A 25,688-nucleotide genomic window follows, 5' to 3' on the forward strand; every position below is an offset into this window, starting at 1 on the left:
TTATGTTCTTTTTTTATTTTTGCGTCTTTTTCTTAACTCTTCTTCGGCAGGGTCTCTCCCTGTTCCTCCCGACGGTTTGGTGAATTGGAAAATCAGGTCGTCTATGGTTCTATCCAGTTCCTTGGAAAGATTTTCATCTCTACTTTCCGGTGTCAATTCTTTGCTTGGATTGAGGAATTTTTGATAGGCATTCTCTCCAATTAAGTTTTCCAATGAACCCACATAATGCAGTTTGGAGTGGACGGCATAATATTTTCCATCTTCCGATTTTATGAGGTGGACATCCTTGTTATTCTGTGTTTCGACATAATCCTTTACCTCGTTTTTTATGGCGTTGAAAACCTCCCTGTTCTTTATTTTCTTAGACTCGAAAAGCATAAATTCTATTATAGCGTTTTCGGGATTCTGGCGTTTCAGATGCTCCATTAATATTTGTTTTGAAAAACTGTCCGCCAGATTATAGTCCTTTAGACTTTCAAAAAGTTTCTTGTCAATTTTCTCATCGGTCATCTCAAACAGGTCGTCCATCTTCATGATCTCACTTCCCTTGAACACCTTTCCCGATTTGTGGTCGATGATGCTGTATCCGAAGGGTTTCTGTCCGTCCTTGTGGTGGAAGACCACATCCAGTCCGTAGATGTCCCGCAATTTTTTCTGGAGCTCGCTCTCGAACTCTATCTTGGGTTTCCAATGGTCGCTGTGCCTTTCTTCCGGTAGCAGTGATTCCTGCGCCCTTCTGTCCTCTACCTTGAAGACTTTATTGGAACAGAGGTCTTTGTATTTGCTCAAAATGGCTTTCAGCTGTCTCATTCGTCCGTTGTCCGAATTGGGGGTAAAACTGATTTGGTTACCGTGGATGGTTTTAAGTTTTACCCCGTTCTTCAGAATGGAAAAGTCATTTTCATCATTTGTGTCTTTAGTTAGTTTGAACCCGCTTCTTTCAAGCAGGAGTTCCAGTTGGCTGAGTGAAGCAATTTGATAGTTTAGCAGTTTTTCTAATTTTTCCTCGGAACTTACTCCGTATCGTTTTTCTAGTGTATCTGCCAATGCTTTTTGGGCTTTCAAGCGTTCGTAACTGTCGTTGATTTTCTTTCCGGTCTGCTTGTCAACCCTTGTGGAGACGATATGGACGTGGTTGTTCTCGGTGTCGCTGTGGTAAACAACTATGAACGGCTGTTTTCCGTAGCCCATTTCCTGCATGAAGTCTTTGGCGATTTCGGTGATTTCTTCCTTGCCATGATTCTGATATTTTGCAGAAATGACGGCGTGGAACTGTGGTTTCTTTACCTTCTCATTTTTTGAAATGGATTTGAAGTAGTCCCGAACCTGCTCCGGACTGCTTTCCCCATTGATGAAGGAGGGAAAGTTTTTCATCAGCATCAGTTCTCCTGTTCCTTTCTCCATCTTTTTGTCGTTGTACTGAACGCCGTGAAAATCCGAGCCTGAAGCAGGAATAATCTTGACAATCATTTTGCGAGCATTTCATAGATCTTTTCGAAGATTTGGTTTTGCTGCTTCTTCAATTTGGCGATTTCTGAAAGCTTTGCGGTGAAGTTTTTCAGTTCTGATTCCGAAATAAACTTTTGTCCGTTTGCAATTTTCGCTACCTGGTTGATGTTGGTCTCTATCTTGATGAAGACGTTGTCTTGTTTTTCAATGAACGCCAGTATCTGTCTTCTTTCGTTGTCTAAAATTCTGTTCTCAACTGATGCCGTCAGTAAGTCGGTCAATGTGAGGTTTCTGTCTTTGCATATTTTTTTCCAGTCCTGTTTTTTGGTTTTGGATATTCTGAATTTTATGTAGTCTTCTTTTTCCATTAAGGACTTTGTTGAATCATCAATTAGGGCAGATAAGGCTTGATCCAGTTGGAATATCCTTGAACTTCTCCGTAGGTGTAGTAGGATGTGGACATTGCGTTTAGGGAGGTTTGCGGAATCTGGATGCTGTAATTCTCCAGCAGGGCTGGAAAATATTGCGTGGAATTTTCCGTATGCAGTAAGACAATCTGGTTGGGAATGTATCCGATGTCGCTGTAGATGCTCGCAATGCTGATGAAGGCGTTTCCCGTAATCGGTGCGGAATCAGAAGACCTGTACATCTGAAACCATACATTTACAATTCCCTGTACTTTTCTGAACAAAACCGCTCCCTTTAGTCCTCCGAAATTTTTGGTTCCGATGGTGTAATATTTTGAGGAGGTAAGATAGGCGTGGCTATTTCCCGAATAGTTTACAGGGGCGGACCAAGTTGAAGTTGCTGTCAGTGCGGCGGTGCTGTTGGGATCGAAGGTGAGTACAATTCTGTATTCGACAGGCTGTTTCTCCTTTGCGAAATTCTGCCATACGTTGCCGTCAAAATAATACATTCCTGATTCTGAAATATTGATGACCTGCCCCGAAAGATTGGAAGCCGGAGCGGTGGCAAATACAACCGCACCTTTTTTTGCCTGTGTGTAAAACTTGTTCGCCAACTGGTCGCCCGTTATCCTTGGAGGAATAATCCCGTCATGATGTGAGGTGTCGTTTGGTTTTCCTACTACATCAAAAGTAGTTTCGGGTGTCTGTGTGTTTATTCCGACCTGCGCATTGAGGTTGATGGCAAAAAGTGTCAGGAGAACATAGAGGGTTGCTTTCATTTTTTTGATTAAAATTTCTGTTGCAAAATTGGGACATCAAATCCGTGAAAACAATAGTGTTCATGGGGCGTGGGCTAAATAAGAACAATTTAGACGAGTTTAGATTCTCCGAAGATTAAAAAAGAATAATTTAGACGAGTTTAGATGCTTGAACCAGATTTGGTGATTAAAAAAAACAAGTTCCGCCGTTTTTTCCCCTTTTGCAAAAAGGCAAGACCGTCTTTGTCCCAAAACTTGAAAAGTTTGTGGGTACAAAGACACATCTTGCAACAAAAGTTTACTGATTTTTTTAGAGGTCTGAAAAGGTTCCTCGAATGCTTATATTAGGGTTGTTTTGCGGTTTTTTATGATAAAGTTGCTTTGGAAGGAAAAAAACATGGAAAACGGGGAGAATTGAGGTGTAACTTTTCTACCCACGTTTGCGAGTAGGATGTGGCTGATTTACGCAGGTTGCATGATAACCTGTAGCTAAATTACCCAACTTATTGAAAAAGATAAGTTTATTTGGTGCAGGTTTTGAAGGAAGGTGTGTCTTTTTATCATTGAAATTTTTGTCAGAATGCTTATCATTTAGGAAAATGTAGGGTGGGTCTATTTTACCCAGGTTGATTTTGAACTTGTGTCTATTTTTCGCAGGTGGTTACTTTGGGAGTGCATATTTAACAAAAGAATCGGAAGGACTGAAAATTCTGTAGATGATTATTTCAGAGTTATTTTTTAGATTTTAGTTTAGATAATCTTGGAATTAAAAATAATGAAAAAGATTCTCTTGGAAATGGGCTTTTTTACGCGGCTTTGTGATTGGGATGTGCCCAATTTACGCAGGTTGAAAAATTGCCTGTGGTTAAATCAGGCAGGTTTTTGAAAAAGATGACTTTATTTGTTGAGAATTTGCACTAATAATGCACGGAAATCCCTCGTTTCTGTAAGAAATCTTAGCATTAACAATTATTTTTTAAAAAAAAAGATTAATTTAGTCAAAACTGACTAATAAAGAGTAGTTTACAAGAACCGAAAGAGTTATCGGTAACGATTTAGTAATGGTGCTTACTGCACTTGCTTTCATTCAATTACCTTGTAAATCATTATTGCAAATTTATAAAAAATAAAGGTAAAGCAGTGAAACTTTACCTTTATTTTTCGTCTTGCTCGTCCATTCTTTTGATAAGTGCATCCCGAAGACTATCAAGGAACTTCGTTCGGTTTATCTTCCTGCCTTTCAGTTCCAAATAGGAATGGTAGAAATCCCCTAAGTCAATATTAAACATATTCTCAAAGGTCTTGGCAATGATTTTAATGTCGGCATTCCCGTTGTCAATGGAACCCTGCGAATGCAGTGAATAAATCAATTCAATGAGTGAAGTTTTGCTGCCCGTCCAGTTCAAAGGTGTGGTTTCAAATAGCTTTCTCTGATTGTTATTACTCAACTGGTCTTCAAGATAAACCTGTATCAAATCGTTGGCAATAATCTTGGCAACCTTGTAATCGTGGGATGTTGTGAAATTATGGTCGGCTTCAAAATAATACGTGTCTAAACTTAACTTTATATCGTGCTTGCCACGCAAAAAGAATTTATTGTCGAGGTGGGTGCTGTTGGTTCTATAATACTTGTAAAATTCCAGATTGGCATCGAAATATCGTTTGATTTTGGAAAGCTCTACATTAAGATATTTCTTGATGGTTTTATCCCCTCCACGTGGTCTTTTGGTTTCAATCTTGTAAATCGAATTGAAGTAGATGAGCTTAGAAACCAACTGCGGTTTTAACTGCTTGAAAAATAGTATTTCCTCTTCATCATCTTTAAAGCCATTTTTCTTAATGTATTTCTTTATCTCTTCAAGTTTCTGTAAGACCAGTCCAATAGCATTTTCATACGATACCAGTGAATTACTCGGCTCATAGGTCAATTCATTTATTCTATCGTCTAATTCGCTTATTATAGTTTGGCAATAATCTATCATCGGAACCGGAATTTAAAGTGTGAAACCAATTAAAAAGTATAAAATGAGGCAGCAATTGCAGATAGCCCACAATAAATTGCCTCATTTTAATATGTATTGAAAGGGTACGAGAAAGCCCTATCCTTTATTAGAAACAGGATAGGGCTAAGAGATTAAACCGCTAATGGTTCTGCTTTAAAGCCTTTTTTCTTAACGATGGCAACTATTTCATCTTGTGTTATGCCCTCTGATTTTACGGTTAGAATTTTGTCATTGTTAGCTGTATCTACATTCCATTCGCAGATACCGTCCGCACTATCCAAATCCGCTTTTACCTTTGATACACAACCACCACAATTAAGATTGGTCTTGAACTGAAATTCTGTATTTTCCATATTTTTTAAACTTTATTTAATATTTTTTGAACTGCCACAAAATTCAATATAATCCCTAAGCCTGCTATTGTGATATTCTGGGTTTAATTTGTGACATTTACTGTTTTGCGGACTATTAATGTTTGTGGGCGTGATGGCTGTGGTCTTCTTCCGATTTTTCTCCCTCTGATACGGTAATCGTGAAATCTGCCGTATGCACCACGTTGTCTATTTTGAACTGTACCCATACTCTGTAAAGCCCCGCTTTTTTGATAAGCGTTTCGGCATAGATTGGGAAATTTTCTTTTGAAACGGGGTGTATATGTAGAAAATCCTTATCGGCTTTGCTTATCATTACGATATGGGCAGTCGCTCCGAGATAGTTCTGCATATCCTCTTCAGCTAATTTCTTGCCCTCCTTTTCTACTGAAAATTGCAAGCCCTGATTTCTGTTTGTTTTGAAATCCTCGCCGTTAAGCAGCGTTACCGTAAAACCATCTACGGTTGAAACCAACTTTGTTTTTAACTCGGTGGTTTGGGCTGATGCCGTACCTTTTACGTCAATGGTTTGCTTATTGACCTCTCCCTCGGCTCCGTTCGGTTTGTAGTCCGTAAATAACAGGTATTTGCCTGCTTCCGGGAATGTTTCTGAAACCTTGTAAGAACCGTCTGCCTGTTCTTCGGGGTGGATATGGTCAAACCAGGTCAGCTCCTCATTCACCACCAAAAGGTGCATTTTCATTTCGTGCACTACTTCCAACGGTACATTTTTACCGTGTTTTGTAACGGCAATGGATAAGTTTGTCGGTTTGCCTGTTTGGACATTTTGCGGGTCGGCAGCCACTTTTACGTCAAACTGGCTTTTCTTATTGTTAACAGGTGTCAAAGCCATACCACATTTAGGGCATTTATCGCCTTTGTTTCCTGTTACTTCCGGGTGCATCGGACAAGCGTATGCGCTGTCGTGATTTGCGTGCTGATGTGTATTCATATCCTCTGATTTTTTATTATTAATTTCCGAATTGTTACAGGCAGATAAGGCTGCCAGTGAAACAAACGTGCTTAGCAATATGGTTTTTAAATTATTCACTTATCTATATCTCTTACTACAATACAAATTTCCGTATTAAATGGGTTGTATCTATTGTGATATTCTTTGTTTGATTTACGATTTTTACTGATTGCTAACGCTGTTCTTTTGGCTCATAACAATCCTGATAACGACTATCAATGTGATGATAAGCATCGGTATCAATGCAATGTTTACGCCGTTCCAACCCCAGTAATTAAACAAGCCGCCTGCGAAGAAGCTCGCTATACTGATTACTGCAAAAACCGTGAAATCGTGGAAAGCCTGCGTTTTTTCTTTCTCTTCAGGTCTGTACACTTTGGTTAGCAAGGATGAACCACCGATAAACAGGAAGTTCCAACCTAAGCCCACAATAAACAATGCAGAAACGAAATGTACAAAGCCTGTTCCCATCAGGGCAATAACGATGTACAGGGACAAAATCGCCAAGCCTGAAATAATGATACGGTAAACACCGAATTTCTGAATGAGCATACCTGTAAAGAACGAAGGCAGGAACATACCTAATACGTGCCATTGGATAACCGTTGCTGAACTATCTGACGAATGTCCTACACTATGCATCGCTATCGGTGTAACGGTCATTGACATTCCCATTACGGCAAATGCGGTAGATGATGCCAGTATTGCAAGGATGGTATCTTTATTCTTAATGATTTCTTTTAACGGGCGACCTTTCTTAACTGCTTCCTTGGTTTGTACCGCAGATGTTCTTTGCAGCTTTAGAAAGGAAACAACGCCCAAAGCGACCACACTTAACAGGATAATGGAAAAGTAGGAATAAGCGTAAGGAACCGCCCCTAAATGTTGTGTAAACCTCGCTAAGTTGGGTCCGGCGAAAGCCGCAACAACGCCACCCGCAATAACGAAAGAAATTGCCTTGCTTTTCGCATTGTCGGGAACGGCATCTGCCGCCGCAAAACGGTAGTATTGCGAAAAGCCCTGATAAGCACCAATGAGCATATTACCTACTGAAAACAGCCAAAAGGAATTTTGGATAATGGCGTACCACGAAACCAAACCCGACAAAACGCCTATCAGCGTACCTATCATAAAGGCATTGCGCTGACCTAATTTTCTAATGATGAGGGATGCGGGTATCATCATACCTGCCGTACCTACGGTAATCATTGCCAATGGCAAGGTCGCCAGGTTTTTATCGGGAGCCATTTGTAAGCCTACCACACCCGAAAGCGTAATTACCAATATGGATGCAGTCTGAAACAGCGCCTGCGAGGTAAACAGAAGATACACGTTGTTCCATTTTATTTTTGCTGTCATAATCTTAAAATTTATGATACAAAATTGGCAATTTGCTTCGGGCTGTCTATTGTGATATATTTGTGAGGTTTACTGATTTAGCCCGGTATTGTAAATGCAAAAAGGTCATAGCATAATCGCTACAACCTTTACTTGTTCTTTGAATAGTTCTTTTAGTAATTGAGCGAAAGCCCTGCACCAAAGCCCATATCACTATCATAGTGCGCCCTGATACCGATATGCCTTGTCAGGATGTACCGCAGGTCTGCCATATACTCCAAATCGGTATTGACCATAAACCCGGCTCTTAACCGTCTGGAGATAGGTATATCCTCCCGCATCAATGAAACCCTGAAAATACCATCGTGGTAAACTTCTGCCTGTACATTAACCAACATCGGTAAGGTGTACATTACCCCTAAGCTCACAGCAGCCCTGTTGTCCTTTTTATTAACCTGTCCGAAGAGGTTTTTCTCGTGCTCGTCCATTCCCATTCTGCGGTATCGCCAGTCGAAGCCGACAAAAGGCATCAGCCATTGCATTTTACCGATGTAACGCCCTAAATGGGTTTCAACTTCGTAACCGTGCATATCGTTGTAACCCAAACGCCACTCCGTGCCTAAGCTGTAACGGGCATTCATCAGCATTGCTTCCCCGTCTATACCGTTGGTAGCAAAATCGCTCTGCGCCATCAGGTGCGGCATATTGCTTTCACGCTGTAACATCTTGTAGGCTTTAGCCTTGTTGGGCAATTCAGGATTTTTATAATCGTCCACTGCAAACACCCTGTTCATTCCCGCCATCATATGATACAGGATATGACAATGAAAAAACCAATCGCCCTCGGTATTGGCAAGGAACTCTATGGTATCGGTTTCCATCGGCATAATGTCGATGATGTTTTTCATCGGTGCATTTTCGCCGTGCTCATTCAGTACCCTGAAATCAAAACCGTGCAGGTGTATCGGGTGGCGCATCATTGAGTTATTGTAAATCGTAATCCTTAATACTTCGCCTTTTTTAACAGGTATCTTATCCGTTTCTGTCAAAACCTTATTATCCATACTCCAAACGTAACGGTTCATATTTCCCGTTAAAGTAAATTTCAGTTCCTTGACCGGGGCATCTGCCGGAAGCGTGGTATTATGCGGCGATTTCAACATTGAGTAATTCAGTGTTTTAATATCGCTCAACGCATTGGCATTATAGCGGTTGGGGTCTTCGTCCTTGCTCATATTATGGTCGCCGTGATGCTCCATAGCTGGCTCTTTATCCTTACTTTTCTTACTTTTTTCTTCGCCTGTAATCTCCGGGTACATTACTACGTTCATATCCATTTGGTTCAGGCTCATATTCATTCCCATATCGTCAAGGTCGCCGTTCATCTTCATCATATCGTTCATCATCTGCATACCCTCAAAATATTTCAGGCGTGGCATTTCCCCTACTAACTGTTTTTTACCGTTTCCAATAAAATAACTTGTGGATTGGGTGCGGTCTTCAGTGGTTGCCATAAACTCAAACGCTTTACCGTCTTCGGGAATGGTAACGACCACATCGTAAGTTTCAGATACAGCAATTATCAGTCTGTCCACCTCAACAGGCTCCACATCGTTACCATCACTTGCCACTACGGTAATTTTACCGCCTGCGTAGCGTAGCCAAAAGTAAGACGATGCACCGCCATTGGAAATGCGCAAGCGTACTTTATCACCTGCTTTTAAGGGCTTGCCGTCAATGCTTTTTAAATCGGTATGATGATTACCATTCATCATTACACGGTCGTAATACACATCGCTCACGTCCATTGCCAACATACGCTTCCATTCGTTGGTCAGCTTGGTTTTGAATTTACCGCTTCTAATGGCTTCGGCGTAGCTTTGTGTTGCGCCTTTCCTTATCGCAAACCAATCACTTGCAGCGTGCAACATACGGTGTACATTGTTGGGATTGAGGTTCGTCCATTCGCTTAGCATAATGGGGATTTCCGGCAAATCGTCAATTCCTTTTCTGAATGTTTTATCATTAGCCCTTTTGTGCATTATAAAGCTGCCGTACATACCAATTTGCTCCTGTAAACCTGAATGGGAATGATACCAATGCGTTCCTGTCTGGATAATCGGGAAACGGTAAGTATAGGTTGTGCCCGGCTCAATCGGCATTTGTGTTAAGAAGGGTACGCCGTCTTCTTTGTTGGGCAGGAACAAGCCGTGCCAGTGCAGGGATGTACTTTCTTTTAACTGGTTATGCACTACGATTTCCGCCGTGTCGCCCTCTGTAAATTCAAGTGTGGGCATCGGGATTTGCCCGTTTATAGCGATTGCCCTCTTCTCCTTGCCTGCAAAGTTTACCACCGTATCTTTTACATACAGGTCGTAATGAACTACCTTTTGGGCAATGCTGACTTGTGATATGAAGAGTGCCAACAGGGTTAGCGGCAACAGCTTTTTGTAAAAATTTTTTTGATTATCCATTTTAAAAATCGCATTGGTTATAAAAGTTAAAAGGCATTGCCCAATGAGCAATGCCTTACTGGGTTATTATTTAGTTTCGGCAACCTTACCACAGGTAAGCATAGAGGAACCGTAGTAAGGATTTTTAATTTCCTTTTCTTTGCTCAACCAATATGCTTTTTTCATCGGGCAATATTGGTAGTAAACAGGTTGGGTGACTTTGTCAGAACCTTTTACCAATTTCCACAGTACGGTAGATACATCGTTGAAAGCGGCTCTTTGCTTTTCAAGGTTATTACCTGCTTTGCTTAACTTGTCTGTGGCTTTCTGCAATTCTGCTTTCTGTGCAAAATTGCCCTCACTTTTTACGGCTTCATTCAGTGCGGTAATGGCGGTGCTTGCCGCTTTGCTATCGCTGCTTACTAAAGCATTTTTTACGCTGATGTAGTTGTTCAACAGGTTGCCTGTATTCTGTGCATAAGCAGAAACTCCAAACAACATTACGGTCATTGCTACTATTAGATTTTTCATTTTTATCCTTTTTAATGATTAGTGAATGGCTGATTATATTATTGTGAAATGGGTTCAGCTTTAAACCCTTTTTTCTTGATGATGGCGACAATCTCGTCTTCGGTAATACCCTCTGCTTTTACAGTAAGTATTTTATCGGTGTTCGTAGTATCAACGTTCCATTCGCAGATACCGCCTGCGTTATCTAAATCTGCCTGCACTTTTGATACACAGTTACTGCAATTAAGGTTTGTCTTGAATTGAAGATTTTTGCTTTCCATTGTCTTGAACTTTTATATTGTTTTTGTTAGTACAAATTTCGGGACAGAATGCGCTATACTGTTTGTGAAATTCCTTGTTTGATTTATGATATTTACTGATTGTACTTCAAAATAGCTTCGACTTGTAATATTTCGGTTTTGTTTTGTGACTTTTACTGATTATAGTGCCCATTCAGAATAAGCGGAATACATTTACTACCGAATAACGCTAACTGTTTATAAAATGGCTATCAAAACCTTTCTCTCGGTTTTGCATCGGGCTATGTTGTAGCTCTGGTTCCCCAACCCATACACGATTGCACTAATCCCATTTGTGCAACAATCTTTATTGCAAAATCACACTGATATAATTTTAAAAATCATTTATAATGACAAACGATTTAAAAAACGTCGAATACGGATTGGATAAGATATTCGAGGGTGCACAAGACTTTTTACCGATTTTAGGAACCGACTATGTGGAATTTTATGTTGGCAATGCGAAGCAGGCCGCCCACTATTACAAATCCGCTTTCGGGTTCCAGTCGTTGGCTTATGCCGGACTGGAAACAGGCTTGCAGGACAGGGCTTCCTACGTGGTAAAGCAGGACAAAGTACGATTAGTCTTAACTACCGGGATGCGCTCTAATTCCGAAATCAACGAACACGTAAAGAAACACGGCGATGGTATCAAAGTAGTTGGGCTTTGGGTAGAAGATGCCCGTAAAGCCTTTGAAGAAACTACGAAAAGAGGTGCTAAAGCCTATATGGAACCAACCGTAACCACTGACGAAAACGGAGAAATGGTACAATCTGGCATTTATGCGTATGGCGAAACGATTTTTATGTTTACCGAACGCAAAAATTACAATGGCGTATTTATGCCGGGCTATGAGCATTGGGAAACCGAATACAACCCTGCACCTGCGGGGCTGAAATATATTGACCATATGGTGGGCAACGTGGACTGGAACCAAATGGATACCTGGGTAAAATGGTTTGAGGATATAATGGGATTTGAAAATTTCTTATCGTTCGACGATAAGCAAGTTTCTACCGAATATTCAGCCCTGATGTCTAAGGTAATGGCAAACGGCAATGGTAGAATTAAATTCCCTATAAACGAACCCGCTGAGGGCAAAAAGAAATCACAGATTGAAGAGTACCTTGAGTTTTACGAGGGCGAGGGAGTTCAGCATATTGCCGTAACTACGGACGATATTGTAAAGACGGTAAACGACCTTAAATCAAGAGGTGTCGAATTTCTATCAAGACCGCCACAGGCATATTATGATGCCATTCCTGAACGTTTAAAAGCACATATGCACCGCTTTAAAGAAGATATTAAGGAATTGCAGGAGTTGGGTATTCTGATTGATGCGGACGAAGAGGGCTATTTATTACAAATCTTTACCCGCCCGGTTGAAGACCGCCCAACATTCTTCTTTGAGGTCATCCAAAGAATGGGTGCAAGAGGTTTCGGAGCAGGAAACTTTAAAGCATTGTTCCAGTCTATTGAAAGAGAGCAGGAAAGAAGAGGAACCTTGTAGATTTTTTTTATTTTTATCAAAGTCCTAAAATTAGTTTAGGACTTTTTTTATTTTAATCGTTGTACAAAAAAATGGTCGATATTAATAGAGATAAAATGATTGGATATTTTGATCTTCTTGGAATGCCCAATGAAATCAAGAGTGACATAAGCTGGTTTAACAAGTACTATAAAATTGTATTTATAAATAAGGGTGGGCGTATTAATGTCGATTTTATAGATTATGATTTTGAGGAAAGCACTTTGCTTTTTTTCAGTATTGGGCAATATTTCAAAGTCTGCGATAATTCTAAAGGAAGTCTTGTGTACTTTAGCCCAGATTTTTATTGCATTGCTTTCCATGATAAGGAACTTGCGTGCGATGGACTTCTCTTTGACAATGTTTTCGAACTTCCTTATATAGATCTTACTTTAAGTCAGGAAAAATATTTTCAAAAACTTCTGATTTCTATTCAGAAGGAAATCAAAATGAAAGATTTTTGGGCTGAAGAGATGATTAAAACATATATAAAGCAAATCGTGATTTCAGCGACACGCACACTTGGAAAAAAAAATGACGATACTCATCAAGCAATATCTTACGATAAGGATCTGACAAGGAGGTTTAGCCAATTGATAGAATTACATTACCGTACGGCGCATAATGTATCAGACTATGCTTTGATGCTTAATATTACTCCGAAAAGCCTTAACCGGAAAATAGTAACTGAAAGACAAATCGCACCGAATGTAATTATAAAAAATAGGATTATTCTACAAGCCAAAAGAATGTTAGCTAATACACAATTCAGTATCAAAGAGATTGCTGCGTATCTCGGTTATGAAGATTACTCGTATTTTGTTCGGTTTTTCAAATTGCAAACTGGGGTTTCTCCGCTTTCTTTCAGAAATGCAACTCAAATCTCTGCAAATGGGAAAAATGTGCTATAAACAGCGAATTATCTGCATTGACTGCTTTTAATTAGAATTGCAATTTTGCAAAGTAATTTAAAAGTTTAATAAAAATGAAAGCAAAAATCACAGCTAAATGGCAGGGTAATTTTAAAAGCGGAAGTGGAAGTTTTGATGCTGTACATTCCACAATTGGTAAAAGTGTCTTTAAACACAATAAAAAGGAAGAAGAAAATACGGCTACAAATCCTGAAGAGCTTATGGCAGCAGCACATGCAGCTTGCTACACTATGACACTAAATTACATTCTCACAAGTAATGGTATAGAAGTTGAAACTTTACAAACTTCTTGCACAATAACGGCTACAAGTTTTGACATTACCAATTCTGATTTAGATGTAATTGCAGTAATCCCTAATATAAGCGAAGTAGATTTCAAAAAATATGCTGAACAGGCTAAAGAAATGTGTCCGGTTGGAAAAGCATATAATTTAGAAATTTCTTTAAATGCTGAACTAAAACAATAAATGCTTGTAAAGAAAGGGATAAACAATATCCATTTTAAGTTTCCATATTTACTAACGAGGGTGTTTCAATTGAGAAACACCCTTTTTAGCATTATGTCTAATTTAAAAATTCATCATAGATGTATCGCTTCACCTAATGCCGCTTCAATAGCATCTTTTACAGCCTCGCTCATTGTCGGGTGTGGAAATATAGTGTCAAGCTGTTCATGGTAGGTGGTTTCCAGTTTTCGGGCTGTAGTTGTCTGGGCTATGAGTTCGGTAACATTGTAGCCAATCATATGCGTACCTAACCATTCGCCGTACTGGTTATCAAAAATCACTTTTATAAAGCCGTCTGTCGCTCCGGCGGCACTTGCTTTTCCACTTGCGGAAAAAGGAAACTTGCCCACTTTAATTTCATAACCCGCCTCTTTAGCCTGTTTTTCGGTCATACCTGCTGAAGCGATTTCGGGTGAGCAATAGGTACAACTTGGTATATTACCATAATCCAACGGATTGGGTTGACGGTCGAATTTTCCGGCTTTATAGGCAATTACTTCACTACAAATTACAGCTTCTTTCATTGCAACGTGAGCCAATGCGGGACCAGGAACTGCATCTCCAATTGCATAAATACCCGATACATTGGTTTCGTAATACGAGTTAACAAGGATTTTTCCTTTTTCTGTTTTAATGCCCAACGCTTCAAGCCCGATGTTTTCAATGTTCGCTACTATGCCGACTGCACTCAACAAAATGTCAGCTTCCAACACCTGGTCGCCGCTACCATCGGCTTTTTTTATCATCGCTTTTACACCATTACCACTAATATCTGCGCTTTCAACCGAAGTACCCGTCAATACTTCAATCCCTTTTTTCTTAAATGATTTTTCGAGTTCTTTAGATATGTCTTCATCTTCAACCGGAACTATACGGGGAAGATACTCAACGATAGTTACCTTTGTTCCAATGCTGTTGAAAAAGTAAGCAAACTCAACGCCGATTGCGCCGCTCCCCACAATGATAATGGATTTGGGCTGCTCCGGCAATACCATTGCTTCCCGGTAGCCGATAATCTTCTTTCCGTCAATGGGCAGGCTCGGCAGTTCACGGCTCCGAGCACCTGTTGCCAGTACGATGTTCTTTGATTGGTAGGTAGTGGTTTTGCCATCCGCATCCGTAACCTCCAGTGCTTTACTGGCATTCAGTCTACCAACGCCTTTAATTACGTCAATCTTATTTTTTTTCATGAGGAATTGAACGCCTTTGCTCATTTTATCTGCCACACCACGGCTTCGCTTTATAATTGCCTCAAAGTCGGCTTCTACACCTGAAACTTTTGCGCCGTAGTTTTGTGCGTGCATCAGGTATTCAAAAACTTCTGCCGATTTCATCAGTGCTTTGGCGGGAATGCAGCCCCAATTAAGGCAAATACCGCCCAGGCTTTCCCGTTCTACGATGGCTGTTTTCAACCCCAGTTGTGCGGCTCTAATGGCAGCAACATACCCTCCGGGACCGCTGCCTAAAAAAATTACATCATAATTCATAATACCTATTATTTAATTGAGTTAATGTTTTTGTTCTCCCTCGTTTTTGACAATCAGTACCGGAATTTTTACCAAATGCCGTACCTGATTTATGGTTGCGCCGTACAATAAATCTTTCAATCCCTTATGACCGTGTGCACCCATAACCACCAGTTCAGCATCGGACTGATTGACAATTTCGGCAATGGCATCGGCGGTTTTTCCAAAGCCCAGTTTTGCTTCAGCAAAATACCCGTTGTCCTGTAACTGCTTTGCATATTCGTCCAAAAATTCCCTGTCCTTTAGCGTTTCCTCGTCGGTACTGTCGTGAAAGTGCGATGCGGATGCCACACTCTCCACGATATGAATGAGCGTGTACCTACTGTCTTTACCGCCCTGCGTAATGGCGTGGTTGATAACCTTATGGTCAAGGGTTTTAAAATCCACCGTAAGCGCAATATTCCGGTACGGCACGAATGGTTGTAGCTGTAAAGGCTCCGGCTTGTCGTGTGGCGTAATTTCACAAAACGCCTTTCTGCTGAACAAGGGGTATAACGTGGTATAAGCCATCAGGATTACAAAACCAATCCCTCCTAAAATTATCAACCCTTTCCAGATGATATTGCCCGAAGTGTCAAAGAAATTTATCGCTTCCTCTACCAACAGTTTTGAATTGAGGTAAACCAGTAATATAGTAATAAACCAAGCGGAAATTTTTATCAGTGGCTTAATGGCAAACTTGCCCATAGTCTTTTTATCACTTACAAAATGGATGAGCGGGATAACCGCAAAACCCAACTGCATACTCAATACCACCTGGCTAAAGATAAGCAAGCTATCTACCTTTCCCTCCCCGTTAATGAGGATTACCAAAGCTGCCGGAACTATAGCAAGCAACCTTGTGATGAGCCTGCGTAATAAGGGGTTCATTCGGAACCGCAAATAACCCTCCATTACAATTTGACCTGCAAGCGTTCCCGTAATGGTGCTACTTTGTCCTGCGGCTATAAGAGCCACAGCAAAGAGTTTGGCGGTAAAATCGCTGCCCAAATGCTGTGGCAACAATTCATAAGCCTGCTTTAGCTCCGCTACATCAGAACGCCCTGTTTTATAAAACACTGTTGCAGCAAGGATTAATATTGCGGCATTGACAAGCAATGCCATATTTAAGGCAATGGCACTATCCCAAAAATTCAGTTTAATTGCTTTTTTGATGCTCGCATCGTCCCGGTTAAATTTTCGTGTTTGCACTAATGCAGAATGCAGGTACAAATTGTGGGGCATTACCGTTGCTCCTATGATACCGATAGCAATATACAGCGCCGTGTCGTTCTGAATGTGCGGTATGAGCCCTGAAGCGATTTCCCCAGTATTGGGATCTGCAACTAATATCTGCACCAGAAATGACATACCGATTACGAATATCAACCCAATAATGAAGGCTTCGAGCTTGCGCATTCCCCATTTTTGCAGGGTCATCAGTAGAAATGTATCTAATGCTGTGATGGCAACGCCCCATATCAAAGGCATTCCGGTGAGTAGTTGCAAACCGATTGCCATTCCCAAAATTTCTGCAAGATCTGTTGCTACAATGGCAATCTCTGCAAGAATGTAAAGTACAAAATTAATTTTCTTTGGGTAAGTTTCCCTGTTTGCCTGTGCCAAATCTCGATTTCGGACAATGCCCAGCCTCGCGGATAAGCTCTGGAGTAATAAACCCATAATGCTGCTCATTACCAAAACCCATAGTAGGGAATATCCGAACTGGCTACCACCTGCTAAACCCGTTGCCCAGTTGCCGGGGTCCATATATCCGACACTAACAAGATAAGCGGGTCCGAAAAACGCCAGTACCCTCCGCCAACGTGATTTGCCCGGAACTGTAGTATCTACGGAACTGTGTACTTCACTTAACGAAGCCTGTGATTGATTTTTAGCCATTAGAAAAAACGTATTTATAAAAACTGCCGCAAGATTAATCCGGCGGCAGTTCAACAACCTAACAATTAAAATTTCATTCTTTGTATTCGCACGGCATTCAGAATAGCTAATAAGGCTACACCCACATCAGCAAATACTGCTTCCCACATTGTTGCCAGTCCTCCTGCACCAAGAATTAATACAATTGCCTTAACTCCGAATGCAAGGACAATATTTTGATAAACGATTTTCTTTGTTTGCTTGCCTATATTGATAGCCATTGGTATTTTTGACGGCATATCGTCTTGTATAACTACATCAGCAGTTTCAATAGCTGCATCACTTCCCAAACCGCCCATTGCAATACCTGCATCACTCAATGCGATCACAGGAGCATCGTTCACGCCGTCGCCCACAAAGGCTACACTACCGTTACGGGATTTAATATCCTTTACTTTGTTCACTTTGTCTTCGGGCAATAAGTCACCATAAGCACTGTCAATTCCTAATTGCTCTGCAACGTGTTGTACTACCGTACTTTTATCGCCACTTAGCATAGTGGCTCTGACGCCCATTTTATGCAGTTTGTCTACCGCTATTTTAGCATCTACTTTAATGCTGTCAGAAATCGTCAGATAACCTACAAACTTACCTCCATAGCCGATTGCAATAACAGTATATACAATGTTTGCTGTATCAGCATCGTGACTTATATTGAATTTATCAAGCAATTTAAAATTCCCTGCTAATAGCTCTTTGCCATTGACCGTGGCTTTAAGACCGTGACCCGCAATTTCTTCTACATTTTCCAAGCTAACTTTTGTATCAACTTCACCCCAATAGTTGTGGATTGCTGTTGCTACAGGGTGGGTGCTTTGGCTTTCCAGTACGTTAACAAGGTTTAGTATTTCGTCTTTGTTATATTCAGGTTTGATAAACACTTCCTGTACTTTAAAAACTCCCTCGGTTAATGTTCCCGTTTTATCCATTACCACATTCTGAACTTTTGCAAGGATATCCAGGAAATTAGAACCTTTGAATAAGATACCGTTACGGCTCGCTGCCCCGATACCTCCAAAGTAACCTAAGGGAATAGAAATAACTAATGCGCAAGGACAAGAGATAACCAAGAATACTAAAGCTCTATACAGCCATTCGCTGAAGATATAATTTTCTACAAAAAGTATTGGCAGCAATGTAATGGCGATAGATAGATATACCACTATTGGTGTATATACCTTAGAAAATTTACGGATAAATAATTCCGTTGGTGCTTTTTGTGATGTAGCATCCTGCACAAGTTCTAAAATCTTACTCAACTTACTATCCGAATAGTCTGTTGTTACTCTTATCTGGCTTACCGTATTCAAATTAATCATACCTGCCAATACAGTTTCACCTTTGCCCTTTGTGTCTGGTTTACTTTCACCTGTTAGTGCTGCTGTGTTGAATGAAGCACTTTCCGAAACAAGTTCACCATCTAAACCTAATTTTTCCCCTGGCTTTAACTGGATAATATCACCAATGTTTGCGTCTTCAGCTTTAATGATAACAGGTTTGCCATCTTTCAAAATCGTAACCTCATCAGGGCGTTGGTCTAAAAGAGCTTTAATATTACCTTTAGCTCTTGATACCGCAAGCGTCTGGAATACCTCACCTACGGAGTAGAATAACATTACTGCGACCGCTTCAGGATATTCCCCTATAGCAAATGCACCTACGGTAGCAATACTCATTAAAAAGAACTCCGAGTAAAAATCCTTAAAACGAATACTTTCAATTGCTTCCTTGATTACTGGTAAACCTACGGGTACATAAGCAATAACATACCAGGCAATTCTTACCCAACCCGTAAACCAGTCTTGTGGAAAATAATTGTCAAACCCGATGGCAATCAGCAATAAAATCAAAGAAATACCGGAGGGTGTAAATAGCTGAAAAGCCGTTTTACCCTCTATATCGTGGCTGTGGTCGTGGTCACCGTGGTCGTGTCCATGCCCGTGATCGTGTCCGTGGTCGTGCCCGTGATCATGATTATCCTTTTTCTTATGGTCGTGTTTATGACCGTGTTCGCTATGGTCGTGTCCGTGATGGTCTTCGTCATCCTTACAATCACCAGTGTCATCCTCACCACAATTTGCTCCGCCATGTCCATGCCCATCATTTTGTTGATGGTTTGTGTCTTTTAACAGGTCTTTTGTTCCCGCTTTTTCATGAACTTTTTCTTCTGTGACGCAACACAACTGATTTCCATGACTGTCGTATTTGTGCTTGTGCTCTTTTTTCTTTACAAGGTTCAGATTATTATCTGTACTACAACATATTTTTGACATATTTTTTAATTGTTTAGTGTTATTTACAAAACAAAATTACCCTTAGCTTTTGGGAACCTGGTTGCAAATGCAAATAACTTTAATGAATGAAAAAGATTAAGTAATCATCTGATTTAAAGCAATATTTTAACTGATAGGTTGTTAGGAAGGACAACCTATCAGTAAAGTGAAAATCTATTAATGTGCATGGGCATGCCCGCCACCACCTGATAATTTAGCATTAATAAAAAATGCACCTTTTATGACTATTCTTGCTTCTTTGGTAACTTCATTTACAGGAGTTATAACAGTATATCCCATTTCGGAAACGCCTGCTACTACTTCAATTTTTTCAAAATTTACCGTGTTCGCCGCTTCCTCTTTATGTGCTGTTTTTTCATCGCCGTGGTCGTGCCCGCCATGTCCCTCTTCTTCTTCAGCTTCCTGCGGCTTTTTGTCGGTAATGACAAAGATGTATTTTTTGCCATCCGCATCTACAATGGCATCATTCGGCACTGACGGGGAGAGCACATTGTCCAAGCTAACGATTGCCGTGATGTTCATACCGTCAATCAGCCCTTTTACATTGCCTTTTACACGGGCGTGTACCGGAATGGTCTTGCTATCGTTTTCAAATGCGGAACCGATACCGTAAATAACCGCATCATACTCGTTTACCGGGTTATTGGTCAACGTAAAATGTATGGTTTGCCCGGCTTTCATCATAGGCAAATCTTTTTCAAATACGTTCAAATGCAAATGCAGGGAACTATTATCTACTATTTCAGCCACGGGCGAAGAAACATCTACATAGCTACCGATTTTGCCGTACACATTGCTGATAGCTCCGCTAATGGGGCTTGTAACCACCAACGAGGATTTAAGGGAGCTGTTGCTGACCGAATTTGGATTGATGCCCATTAGCTGTATCTGCTGATGCAAAGAGGATTTCCGTGTTCTCAACGCATTGAGTTCGGCGGTGGCGTTTTGCAGGTTTTTCAATGCTCCGGCATTGCCCGTGTTCAATTCCTTTTGTCTTTGCATTTCCTGTTCGGCAAAAGTTATTTTGCTGTTGATGGTCAGGTATTCTTCCTGCAACTGGATAAACTGCGGGTTGGCAATGGTGGCAATAACCTGTCCTTTGCGCACATAATCCCCAATCTGCACATTAATAGACTTTATTACGCCACCGTATAAAGAGGTAGCGTTTGCCTTGCTACTGTTGGGTAAACTTAAAATACCATTCGCCTTAATGGTGGCGGTTAGTTCTTTCATTTCCACGACACCGTATTTGATGCCTACGGCTTCAATCTGCTCGGGCGTAAGTGCCGCAACGGTTGCGGAACCCTCTTCGGCTCCGTGCTCGTCCCCGTGCCCTGTATCGGCTTTTTCTTCCGTTTTGGGATCGTGGTTATGACCGTCTTCGCTTTCCTTTTTCTGACTATCTCCGCAGGCGGTCAGGGAAACTGCAAAGAGTGCTGCCAAAAACATTTTCGATATATTTTTCATCTTATTTGTTATTAAGGTAATTGTATTGAATTGATGATTGATTGTAGCTGTTCAGAACGTCCAGATAATTCTGGCGGATATTGATTGCCTGCGTTAAGAACTGGCTTAGCTCCGCAAAGCTGATTTCTCCCGAACGGTAGCTTTGTGATGCCGCTTCGGTAATATCCCTTGCCTGTTGCAGTCCCGATGTTTCATAGAAGCTCAACAAAGCCATATTCTTTTCCATTTCGGCGATGGCAGATTTCTTGTCCGTTGCCATTACCTGCGTTTGGTAAGACAATAGGTTTTCCTGTACTTCCTTTTCCTTGTTGGCTACATTCACTTTGTTTTTATATGCCCCTGCGCCAAATAACGGGAAACCTATTGAAACCGAAAAGCCCGTAAAAGGATCTGAAACGCCGTACAATCTCTGGCTGAATACCCTTGCTGAAAATTCGGGCAGGTTGCTGTTCTTCTGTACTTTGATATTTGCCGCTGCAACGCTTACATTTTGTTGCTGCAACTGCAATATTGGGTGCACATTATTTTCATCATACAAGCCTGTTTCCAATTTCTGCAACGGCTCATCTACCGGGAGCATCCATTCATTACGGTTGAGTAATACCATTAACTGTTGCTGCTGTATTACGATTTCCTTATTGTTCTGCTCCACGTAGGCTTTTAGCTGTTTGAGTTGGGCATCTGCAGCAATCTGGTCGAGCTTTGCCACGTCGCCCGTTCTAACCCGAACCTGCGTTGTATTGAAGAGGTTTGTATAAATGCTGTCAAGGCTTTTCAGCAATAGGTTTTTATCCTGCAAAAACCACAACTGGTAATAAGCCGTTCTAACGTCTTTCCTAATATTTGCATTCATAACCTCTGTATTCAATTCGGAATATTTAAGCTGTGCTTTTAAATAGTCCTTGCGGGCAGCATATAAGCCGGGCCACGCAATACTTTGCGTAAGTCCGATTTTCCATATACCCGTTTTGTCCGATGGTCTTAAATCTTCATTTTCTACAAATACCTGTGTCATTGGTATATCGTTAGCGGTCTTTACATTGTATTTAGCCGCATCAATCTCCGACTTATTGACGTTAACCTGTCCATTGCTTTGCAATGCGGTATTGATAGCATTATCTATGTTTATCCTTTCCTGAGCATTTGCAGTGGTCATACCACCGATGCCCAGTAAGAGAACGATTACGGTTGTTTTCACACTTTTACTACTTTTTAAATTAAATTTAGAATTGAATATGATATAGAGCAATGGCAGTACAAATAGTGTAAGGAATGTAGCGGTTACTAATCCTCCAATTACTACCGTAGCCAATGGTTTTTGTACCTCTGCCCCAGCGCTGGTGCTGATTGCCATAGGTAGGAACCCCAGTGATGCCACTGTTGCCGTCATCAATACTGGACGTAACCTGATTTTCGTACCCTCGATTGTTCGTTTAATGACATCATCCCAACCGTCTTTTTTCAGTTGGTTGAATGTGCCTATCAATACGATACCGTTCAATACGGCTACGCCGAACAAAGCGATAAAGCCGATACCTGCACTGATACTGAAAGGCATTCCCCGAAGCATTAAAGCAAAGACGCCACCGATGGCACTCATCGGGATAGCAGTAAAAATCAGACTTGCCTGCTTAAATGAACGGAATGTGAAATAAAGCAATGCGAAAATCAATAACAGTGATACAGGTACGGCAATCATAAGGCGGTTACTGGCTTTTTTTAGGTTTTCAAACTGACCACCGTAGGTAAAATAGTAACCTGTGGGTAATTTCACTTTTTCGGAAAGTTGCTGCTGAATGTCAGAAACGACACTTTGTACATCACGTCCGGCTACGTTAAATCCAATAACAATGCGTCGTTTCCCAGCTTCCCGGCTGATTTGCGCAGCATCTAATTTGTAGTTGATCTCAGCAACCTGTGATAATGGTATTTGATAGCCTGTATTAGTTGGTATCATCAAATTCCTTACGTCTTCGATGCTACTTCGGTGTACACTATCTAAACGAACGACCAGGTCAAACTGTCTTTCGTTCTCATAAATAACACCTGCGGCTTTACCTGCAAATGCAGTGCTTACAATATCGTTTACCTGTTGTATCGTCAACCCGTAATTAGCCATTCGGGTACGGTCGTAGTCGATGTTGATCTGTGGCAGACCATTTACTTTTTCCACCTGTGGCGGTGTGGCGCCTTGTACCTGCTGTACCACTTCGCTAACCTTATTGGCGTACACGCTCAACGTATCCATATTTTCCCCGAAAATCTTTACGGCGACATCCTGACGAATACCTGTCATCAGCTCGTTGAAACGCATCTGTATCGGTTGGTTCTTCTCGAAGAAAACGCCCGGAATAACGGACAGCTTTTCCATCATTTCATCGCCTAACTCGTTGTAGCTTTTCTTGTTTTTCCATTCGTCCTGTGGTTTAAGAATAATCATCATATCCGTAGCTTCAGGCGGCATCGGGTCGGTAGGTACTTCGGCGGCTCCAGTCTTTCCGACCACCATTTTAACCTCGTCAAATTCTTTAAGGATACGGGATGCTTGCATCGACGTTTCTATACTTTGGTTGAGCGAACTTCCCTGCGGTAAAATACAGTGAAAGGCAAAATCTCCCTCCTGCAACTGCGGGATGAACTCGCCGCCCATTCTGCTGAACAGGATAACGGTAACTACAAATACAGCAGTGGTAATGCCCACCAACCAATATTTTACCCTGATTGCTTTCTGCAACAAAGGTTGGTAGAAGCCTTGCAGCTTTGCCATAAACTTGTCGCTGAAATTGGGCTTGTCGTGTCCTTTTTTCGGCAGGAATAATGCACACATCATCGGGATATAGGTCAGGGATAAAATCAATGCGCCGAAAATGGCAAAGCCTACGGTTTGCGCCATCGGTGTGAACATTTTGCCCTCAACACCTACTAAAGTCAGGATTGGAATATATACTATAAGGATAATGATTTCGCCGAATGCGGCACTTGTCCTGATTTTGGAAGCGGACAAAAATACTTCTTCGTCCATTTCGCTTTGGGTCAGTTTATTGGTGGATTTCCGCAAGCCCAAATGGTGCAGGGTTGCTTCCACCACAATAACGGCTCCGTCCACAATCAAACCGAAGTCAATAGCTCCCAAGCTCATCAGGTTGGCACTAACGCCAAATACGTTCATCATTCCCAATGCGAACAGCATCGCTAATGGAATGGCAGATGCTACGATTAGTCCGGCTCTTAGGTTGCCCAAGAACAGAACAAGCACAAAAATTACAATCAAAGCCCCCTCAATCAAGTTCTTTTCCACTGTGCCCATTGCCCTGCCTACTAATTCAGTACGGTCTAAATACGGCTCGATGGTTACATCTTCCGGTAAAGATTTCTGAATGGTCGGTAATTTCTCTTTTATCCGTTTTACGACCTCGTTACTGTTTTCGCCTTTTAGCATCATAACCACACCACCCACGGCATCTACTTCGCCGTTGTAGGTCAGTGCGCCATAACGCACCGCACTACCGTAGCGCACATCTGCTACGTCTTTAATAAAAATAGGGGTATGGCCTAGTCATGGTCGGAAGATTTTCTTCCGACTTTTTTGTTTTTATATGCGCAAAAAATAATTTTACAATTACCTGATAATCAAATAATTAACTTGTTTTTGTCGTTTAAATTTTGTATATTTATACTGATAATCAAACATTTATGTCAGTATTCAATGACCACAAAGTTTCCCTTAGTCAGGTTCTGGATTTCATTCCCGAGGCGCTTTTAAGCCATCTATCAGCGACCACCAATGTTGACCACTATAGTAAAGTGCTCCATGGGAGGAAAATGTTCTATCTGCTTTTATTCTGCGTCTTTGACAACGATAGATTGAGCCAGAGGACACTTGAGGACACTTTTAACAGCAGCGGCTTTAAGGCCCTGTTTGGATTGGGGGAAGAAGAAAAAGTTCGCAGGAGTTCTATCTCCGAGAGACTTTCCAAGATCGACCCCAGTTATTTCAAAGAAATCTATGAGCAGATGTATTTGCGGCTTGCGAAATCTTATAATAAAACGGAGATAGCCAAGTACAACCTGATACGAGTTGACAGCACTATTGTTGCCGATGCCTGCTCTAAGTTAAAAGAGGGGATTGACCAGAAAAGCGGCAAGAAATTAGTGAAATTCAGTTTTTCATTTGATGGCATCTTACCTTCGGGAGTAGAGGTATTTACAGGCCAGAAATACTCTTCCGAAGAGTCCGCACTCCCGGAAGCTGTTTTAAAACAAGTAAGAAAAGAAGAGCATCACGACAATGTTTATGTCATGGACAGGGGCCTGCAATCAACACGGTCAATGAAAGAATTTGAGGAAGGGTCTGTGAAATTCATCATTCGTTCGAAAGATAACAGAAAATTTGAAGAGATTGAATCATTTCTTGACGAGAAAGAATCTCCCAAATGGGATGATTGGGAAGTGCTGAAAGACAGCAAGGTAAAGCTTTACACTGGAAGCCCCGTCCAGAACAAACGGGGCAAACTGCATTACCGGCAAGAGAAAGTAGAAACCTTATTCCGTTTGGTGGTCATCAGGAACCAAAAAACGAACAAAGAATTCTGGTTTCTGACCAACGAATTTAAACTCTCTGCCAAGGAAATTTCTGATTATTACAGAAAGCGGTGGGACATTGAAGTGTTTTTCAGGTTCCTGAAACAGGAACTCAACCTAAGTCACCTGGTTTCAATGAACAAGAACGGGATTGAAGTGATGGTCTATATGACAATGATTGCAGCGATGCTTTTGTTGATCTACAAAAAAGCCAATAATCTGGGCTACAAAACCGCTAAAAGACGAATAGCCATGGAGCTCCGGGATATGATAACTGCTATTCTAATCATATTTGCAGGAGGCGACCCAGGTAAAGTTTTTAAAACATAAAAAATGGTCGGAATTTCTTCCGACCATGACTAGGTATGGCCC

The 25,688-nt window shown here is 41.2% G+C and carries 18 protein-coding genes and 1 pseudogene; 4 read left to right on the forward strand and 15 right to left on the reverse strand.

The annotated features are described in order from the left end of the window. The 10 genes from CKV81_RS10385 to CKV81_RS10430 form a co-directional block, all read right to left on the reverse strand. Positions 1–1,470, reverse strand: coding sequence for a relaxase/mobilization nuclease domain-containing protein (locus CKV81_RS10385; RefSeq protein ID WP_024565586.1), 1,470 nt, complete (start codon positions 1,468–1,470; stop codon positions 1–3). After that, positions 1,467–1,817: a hypothetical protein gene (locus CKV81_RS10390; protein WP_024565585.1), complete on the reverse strand. Its 351-nt coding sequence runs from the start codon at positions 1,815–1,817 to the stop codon at positions 1,467–1,469. The genes CKV81_RS10385 and CKV81_RS10390 overlap by 4 nt, the downstream gene beginning before the upstream one ends. Before the next feature lie 23 nt (positions 1,818–1,840). After that, positions 1,841–2,635: a hypothetical protein gene (locus CKV81_RS10395; protein ID WP_024565584.1), complete on the reverse strand. Its 795-nt coding sequence runs from the start codon at positions 2,633–2,635 to the stop codon at positions 1,841–1,843. Between the two features lie 1,133 nt (positions 2,636–3,768). Next, on the reverse strand, positions 3,769–4,596 hold the full coding sequence (locus tag CKV81_RS10400) for an RteC domain-containing protein (protein WP_095073077.1): 828 nt from the start codon (positions 4,594–4,596) through the stop codon (positions 3,769–3,771). 152 nt (positions 4,597–4,748) lie between these two features. Continuing rightward, a complete protein-coding gene (locus tag CKV81_RS10405) occupies positions 4,749–4,970 on the reverse strand; it encodes a heavy-metal-associated domain-containing protein (protein ID WP_091520439.1) in 222 nt (73 codons plus the stop codon). Between the two features lie 115 nt (positions 4,971–5,085). Next, positions 5,086–5,940 carry a heavy metal-binding domain-containing protein gene (locus tag CKV81_RS10410; protein ID WP_258454290.1) on the reverse strand — a complete coding sequence of 285 codons (855 nt, stop codon included), beginning with the start codon at positions 5,938–5,940 and terminating at the stop codon, positions 5,086–5,088. 183 nt (positions 5,941–6,123) lie between these two features. Beyond that, positions 6,124–7,320 carry an MFS transporter gene (locus CKV81_RS10415; RefSeq protein ID WP_095073079.1) on the reverse strand — a complete coding sequence of 399 codons (1,197 nt, stop codon included), beginning with the start codon at positions 7,318–7,320 and terminating at the stop codon, positions 6,124–6,126. A 152-nt stretch (positions 7,321–7,472) separates the two neighbouring features. Further along, positions 7,473–9,773 (reverse strand): multicopper oxidase family protein, encoded by a 2,301-nt coding sequence (locus tag CKV81_RS10420; RefSeq protein WP_095073080.1) that lies wholly within the window; start codon positions 9,771–9,773, stop codon positions 7,473–7,475. Positions 9,774–9,839: 66 nt separating this feature from the next. Beyond that, a complete protein-coding gene (locus CKV81_RS10425; protein ID WP_091520433.1) occupies positions 9,840–10,283 on the reverse strand; it encodes a DUF3347 domain-containing protein in 444 nt (147 codons plus the stop codon). Between the two features lie 38 nt (positions 10,284–10,321). Next, positions 10,322–10,543: a heavy-metal-associated domain-containing protein gene (locus tag CKV81_RS10430; protein WP_095073082.1), complete on the reverse strand. Its 222-nt coding sequence runs from the start codon at positions 10,541–10,543 to the stop codon at positions 10,322–10,324. 368 nt (positions 10,544–10,911) lie between these two features. Here CKV81_RS10430 and hppD point away from each other — a divergent pair, with 368 nt between their 5' ends. From hppD to CKV81_RS10445, 3 genes are all read left to right on the forward strand, one after another. Further along, the gene (gene hppD, locus CKV81_RS10435) at positions 10,912–12,072 is read left to right on the forward strand and encodes a 4-hydroxyphenylpyruvate dioxygenase (RefSeq protein ID WP_095073084.1); all 1,161 of its coding nucleotides are present in this window, start codon (positions 10,912–10,914) and stop codon (positions 12,070–12,072) included. 71 nt (positions 12,073–12,143) lie between these two features. After that, entirely contained in the window at positions 12,144–13,001 is an 858-nt protein-coding gene (locus tag CKV81_RS10440) for a helix-turn-helix domain-containing protein (RefSeq protein ID WP_051230781.1), read from the forward strand. A gap of 74 nt (positions 13,002–13,075) precedes the next feature. Beyond that, positions 13,076–13,489, forward strand: a complete 414-nt coding sequence (locus CKV81_RS10445; RefSeq protein ID WP_027384833.1) for an OsmC family peroxiredoxin — start codon at positions 13,076–13,078, stop codon at positions 13,487–13,489. Positions 13,490–13,602: 113 nt separating this feature from the next. Here the strand turns inward: CKV81_RS10445 and lpdA are convergent, their stop codons facing one another. The 5 genes and pseudogenes from lpdA to CKV81_RS10470 form a co-directional block, all read right to left on the reverse strand. Beyond that, on the reverse strand, positions 13,603–15,015 hold the full coding sequence (gene lpdA, locus CKV81_RS10450; RefSeq protein ID WP_034672041.1) for a dihydrolipoyl dehydrogenase: 1,413 nt from the start codon (positions 15,013–15,015) through the stop codon (positions 13,603–13,605). Between the two features lie 21 nt (positions 15,016–15,036). Then, positions 15,037–16,935 (reverse strand): Nramp family divalent metal transporter, encoded by a 1,899-nt coding sequence (locus CKV81_RS10455; protein ID WP_027384835.1) that lies wholly within the window; start codon positions 16,933–16,935, stop codon positions 15,037–15,039. Between the two features lie 65 nt (positions 16,936–17,000). Next, on the reverse strand, positions 17,001–19,247 hold the full coding sequence (locus CKV81_RS10460; protein WP_051230782.1) for a heavy metal translocating P-type ATPase: 2,247 nt from the start codon (positions 19,245–19,247) through the stop codon (positions 17,001–17,003). A gap of 177 nt (positions 19,248–19,424) precedes the next feature. Then, the gene (locus CKV81_RS10465) at positions 19,425–20,735 is read right to left on the reverse strand and encodes an efflux RND transporter periplasmic adaptor subunit (protein WP_027384837.1); all 1,311 of its coding nucleotides are present in this window, start codon (positions 20,733–20,735) and stop codon (positions 19,425–19,427) included. Position 20,736: 1 nt separating this feature from the next. Further along, positions 20,737–24,285: pseudogene (locus CKV81_RS10470) on the reverse strand (CusA/CzcA family heavy metal efflux RND transporter); the annotation flags it as partial. Positions 24,286–24,428: 143 nt separating this feature from the next. Between CKV81_RS10470 and CKV81_RS10475 the strand changes: the two are divergent. After that, a complete protein-coding gene (locus tag CKV81_RS10475) occupies positions 24,429–25,646 on the forward strand; it encodes an IS4 family transposase (RefSeq protein WP_059153755.1) in 1,218 nt (405 codons plus the stop codon). The last annotated feature ends 42 nt before the right edge of the window (positions 25,647–25,688 follow it).

It is taken from the genome of Chryseobacterium taklimakanense (assembly GCF_900187185.1).
In the GTDB taxonomy this organism is placed as follows: domain Bacteria; phylum Bacteroidota; class Bacteroidia; order Flavobacteriales; family Weeksellaceae; genus Planobacterium; species Planobacterium taklimakanense.

What these genes read in the sequence shown, in the direction of transcription:
- CKV81_RS10385 (WP_024565586.1), bottom strand. Translation starts at nt 1,470, where the DNA reads ATGATTGTCAAGATTATTCCTGCTTCAGGCTCGGATTTTCACGGCGTT.
- CKV81_RS10390 (WP_024565585.1), bottom strand. Translation starts at nt 1,817, where the DNA reads ATGGAAAAAGAAGACTACATAAAATTCAGAATATCCAAAACCAAAAAA.
- CKV81_RS10395 (WP_024565584.1), bottom strand. Translation starts at nt 2,635, where the DNA reads ATGAAAGCAACCCTCTATGTTCTCCTGACACTTTTTGCCATCAACCTC.
- CKV81_RS10400 (WP_095073077.1), bottom strand. Translation starts at nt 4,596, where the DNA reads ATGATAGATTATTGCCAAACTATAATAAGCGAATTAGACGATAGAATA.
- CKV81_RS10405 (WP_091520439.1), bottom strand. Translation starts at nt 4,970, where the DNA reads ATGGAAAATACAGAATTTCAGTTCAAGACCAATCTTAATTGTGGTGGT.
- CKV81_RS10410 (WP_258454290.1), bottom strand. Translation starts at nt 5,940, where the DNA reads ATGAATACACATCAGCACGCAAATCACGACAGCGCATACGCTTGTCCG.
- CKV81_RS10415 (WP_095073079.1), bottom strand. Translation starts at nt 7,320, where the DNA reads ATGACAGCAAAAATAAAATGGAACAACGTGTATCTTCTGTTTACCTCG.
- CKV81_RS10420 (WP_095073080.1), bottom strand. Translation starts at nt 9,773, where the DNA reads ATGGATAATCAAAAAAATTTTTACAAAAAGCTGTTGCCGCTAACCCTG.
- CKV81_RS10425 (WP_091520433.1), bottom strand. Translation starts at nt 10,283, where the DNA reads ATGAAAAATCTAATAGTAGCAATGACCGTAATGTTGTTTGGAGTTTCT.
- CKV81_RS10430 (WP_095073082.1), bottom strand. Translation starts at nt 10,543, where the DNA reads ATGGAAAGCAAAAATCTTCAATTCAAGACAAACCTTAATTGCAGTAAC.
- hppD (WP_095073084.1), top strand. Translation starts at nt 10,912, where the DNA reads ATGACAAACGATTTAAAAAACGTCGAATACGGATTGGATAAGATATTC.
- CKV81_RS10440 (WP_051230781.1), top strand. Translation starts at nt 12,144, where the DNA reads ATGGTCGATATTAATAGAGATAAAATGATTGGATATTTTGATCTTCTT.
- CKV81_RS10445 (WP_027384833.1), top strand. Translation starts at nt 13,076, where the DNA reads ATGAAAGCAAAAATCACAGCTAAATGGCAGGGTAATTTTAAAAGCGGA.
- lpdA (WP_034672041.1), bottom strand. Translation starts at nt 15,015, where the DNA reads ATGAATTATGATGTAATTTTTTTAGGCAGCGGTCCCGGAGGGTATGTT.
- CKV81_RS10455 (WP_027384835.1), bottom strand. Translation starts at nt 16,935, where the DNA reads ATGGCTAAAAATCAATCACAGGCTTCGTTAAGTGAAGTACACAGTTCC.
- CKV81_RS10460 (WP_051230782.1), bottom strand. Translation starts at nt 19,247, where the DNA reads ATGTCAAAAATATGTTGTAGTACAGATAATAATCTGAACCTTGTAAAG.
- CKV81_RS10465 (WP_027384837.1), bottom strand. Translation starts at nt 20,735, where the DNA reads ATGAAAAATATATCGAAAATGTTTTTGGCAGCACTCTTTGCAGTTTCC.
- CKV81_RS10475 (WP_059153755.1), top strand. Translation starts at nt 24,429, where the DNA reads ATGTCAGTATTCAATGACCACAAAGTTTCCCTTAGTCAGGTTCTGGAT.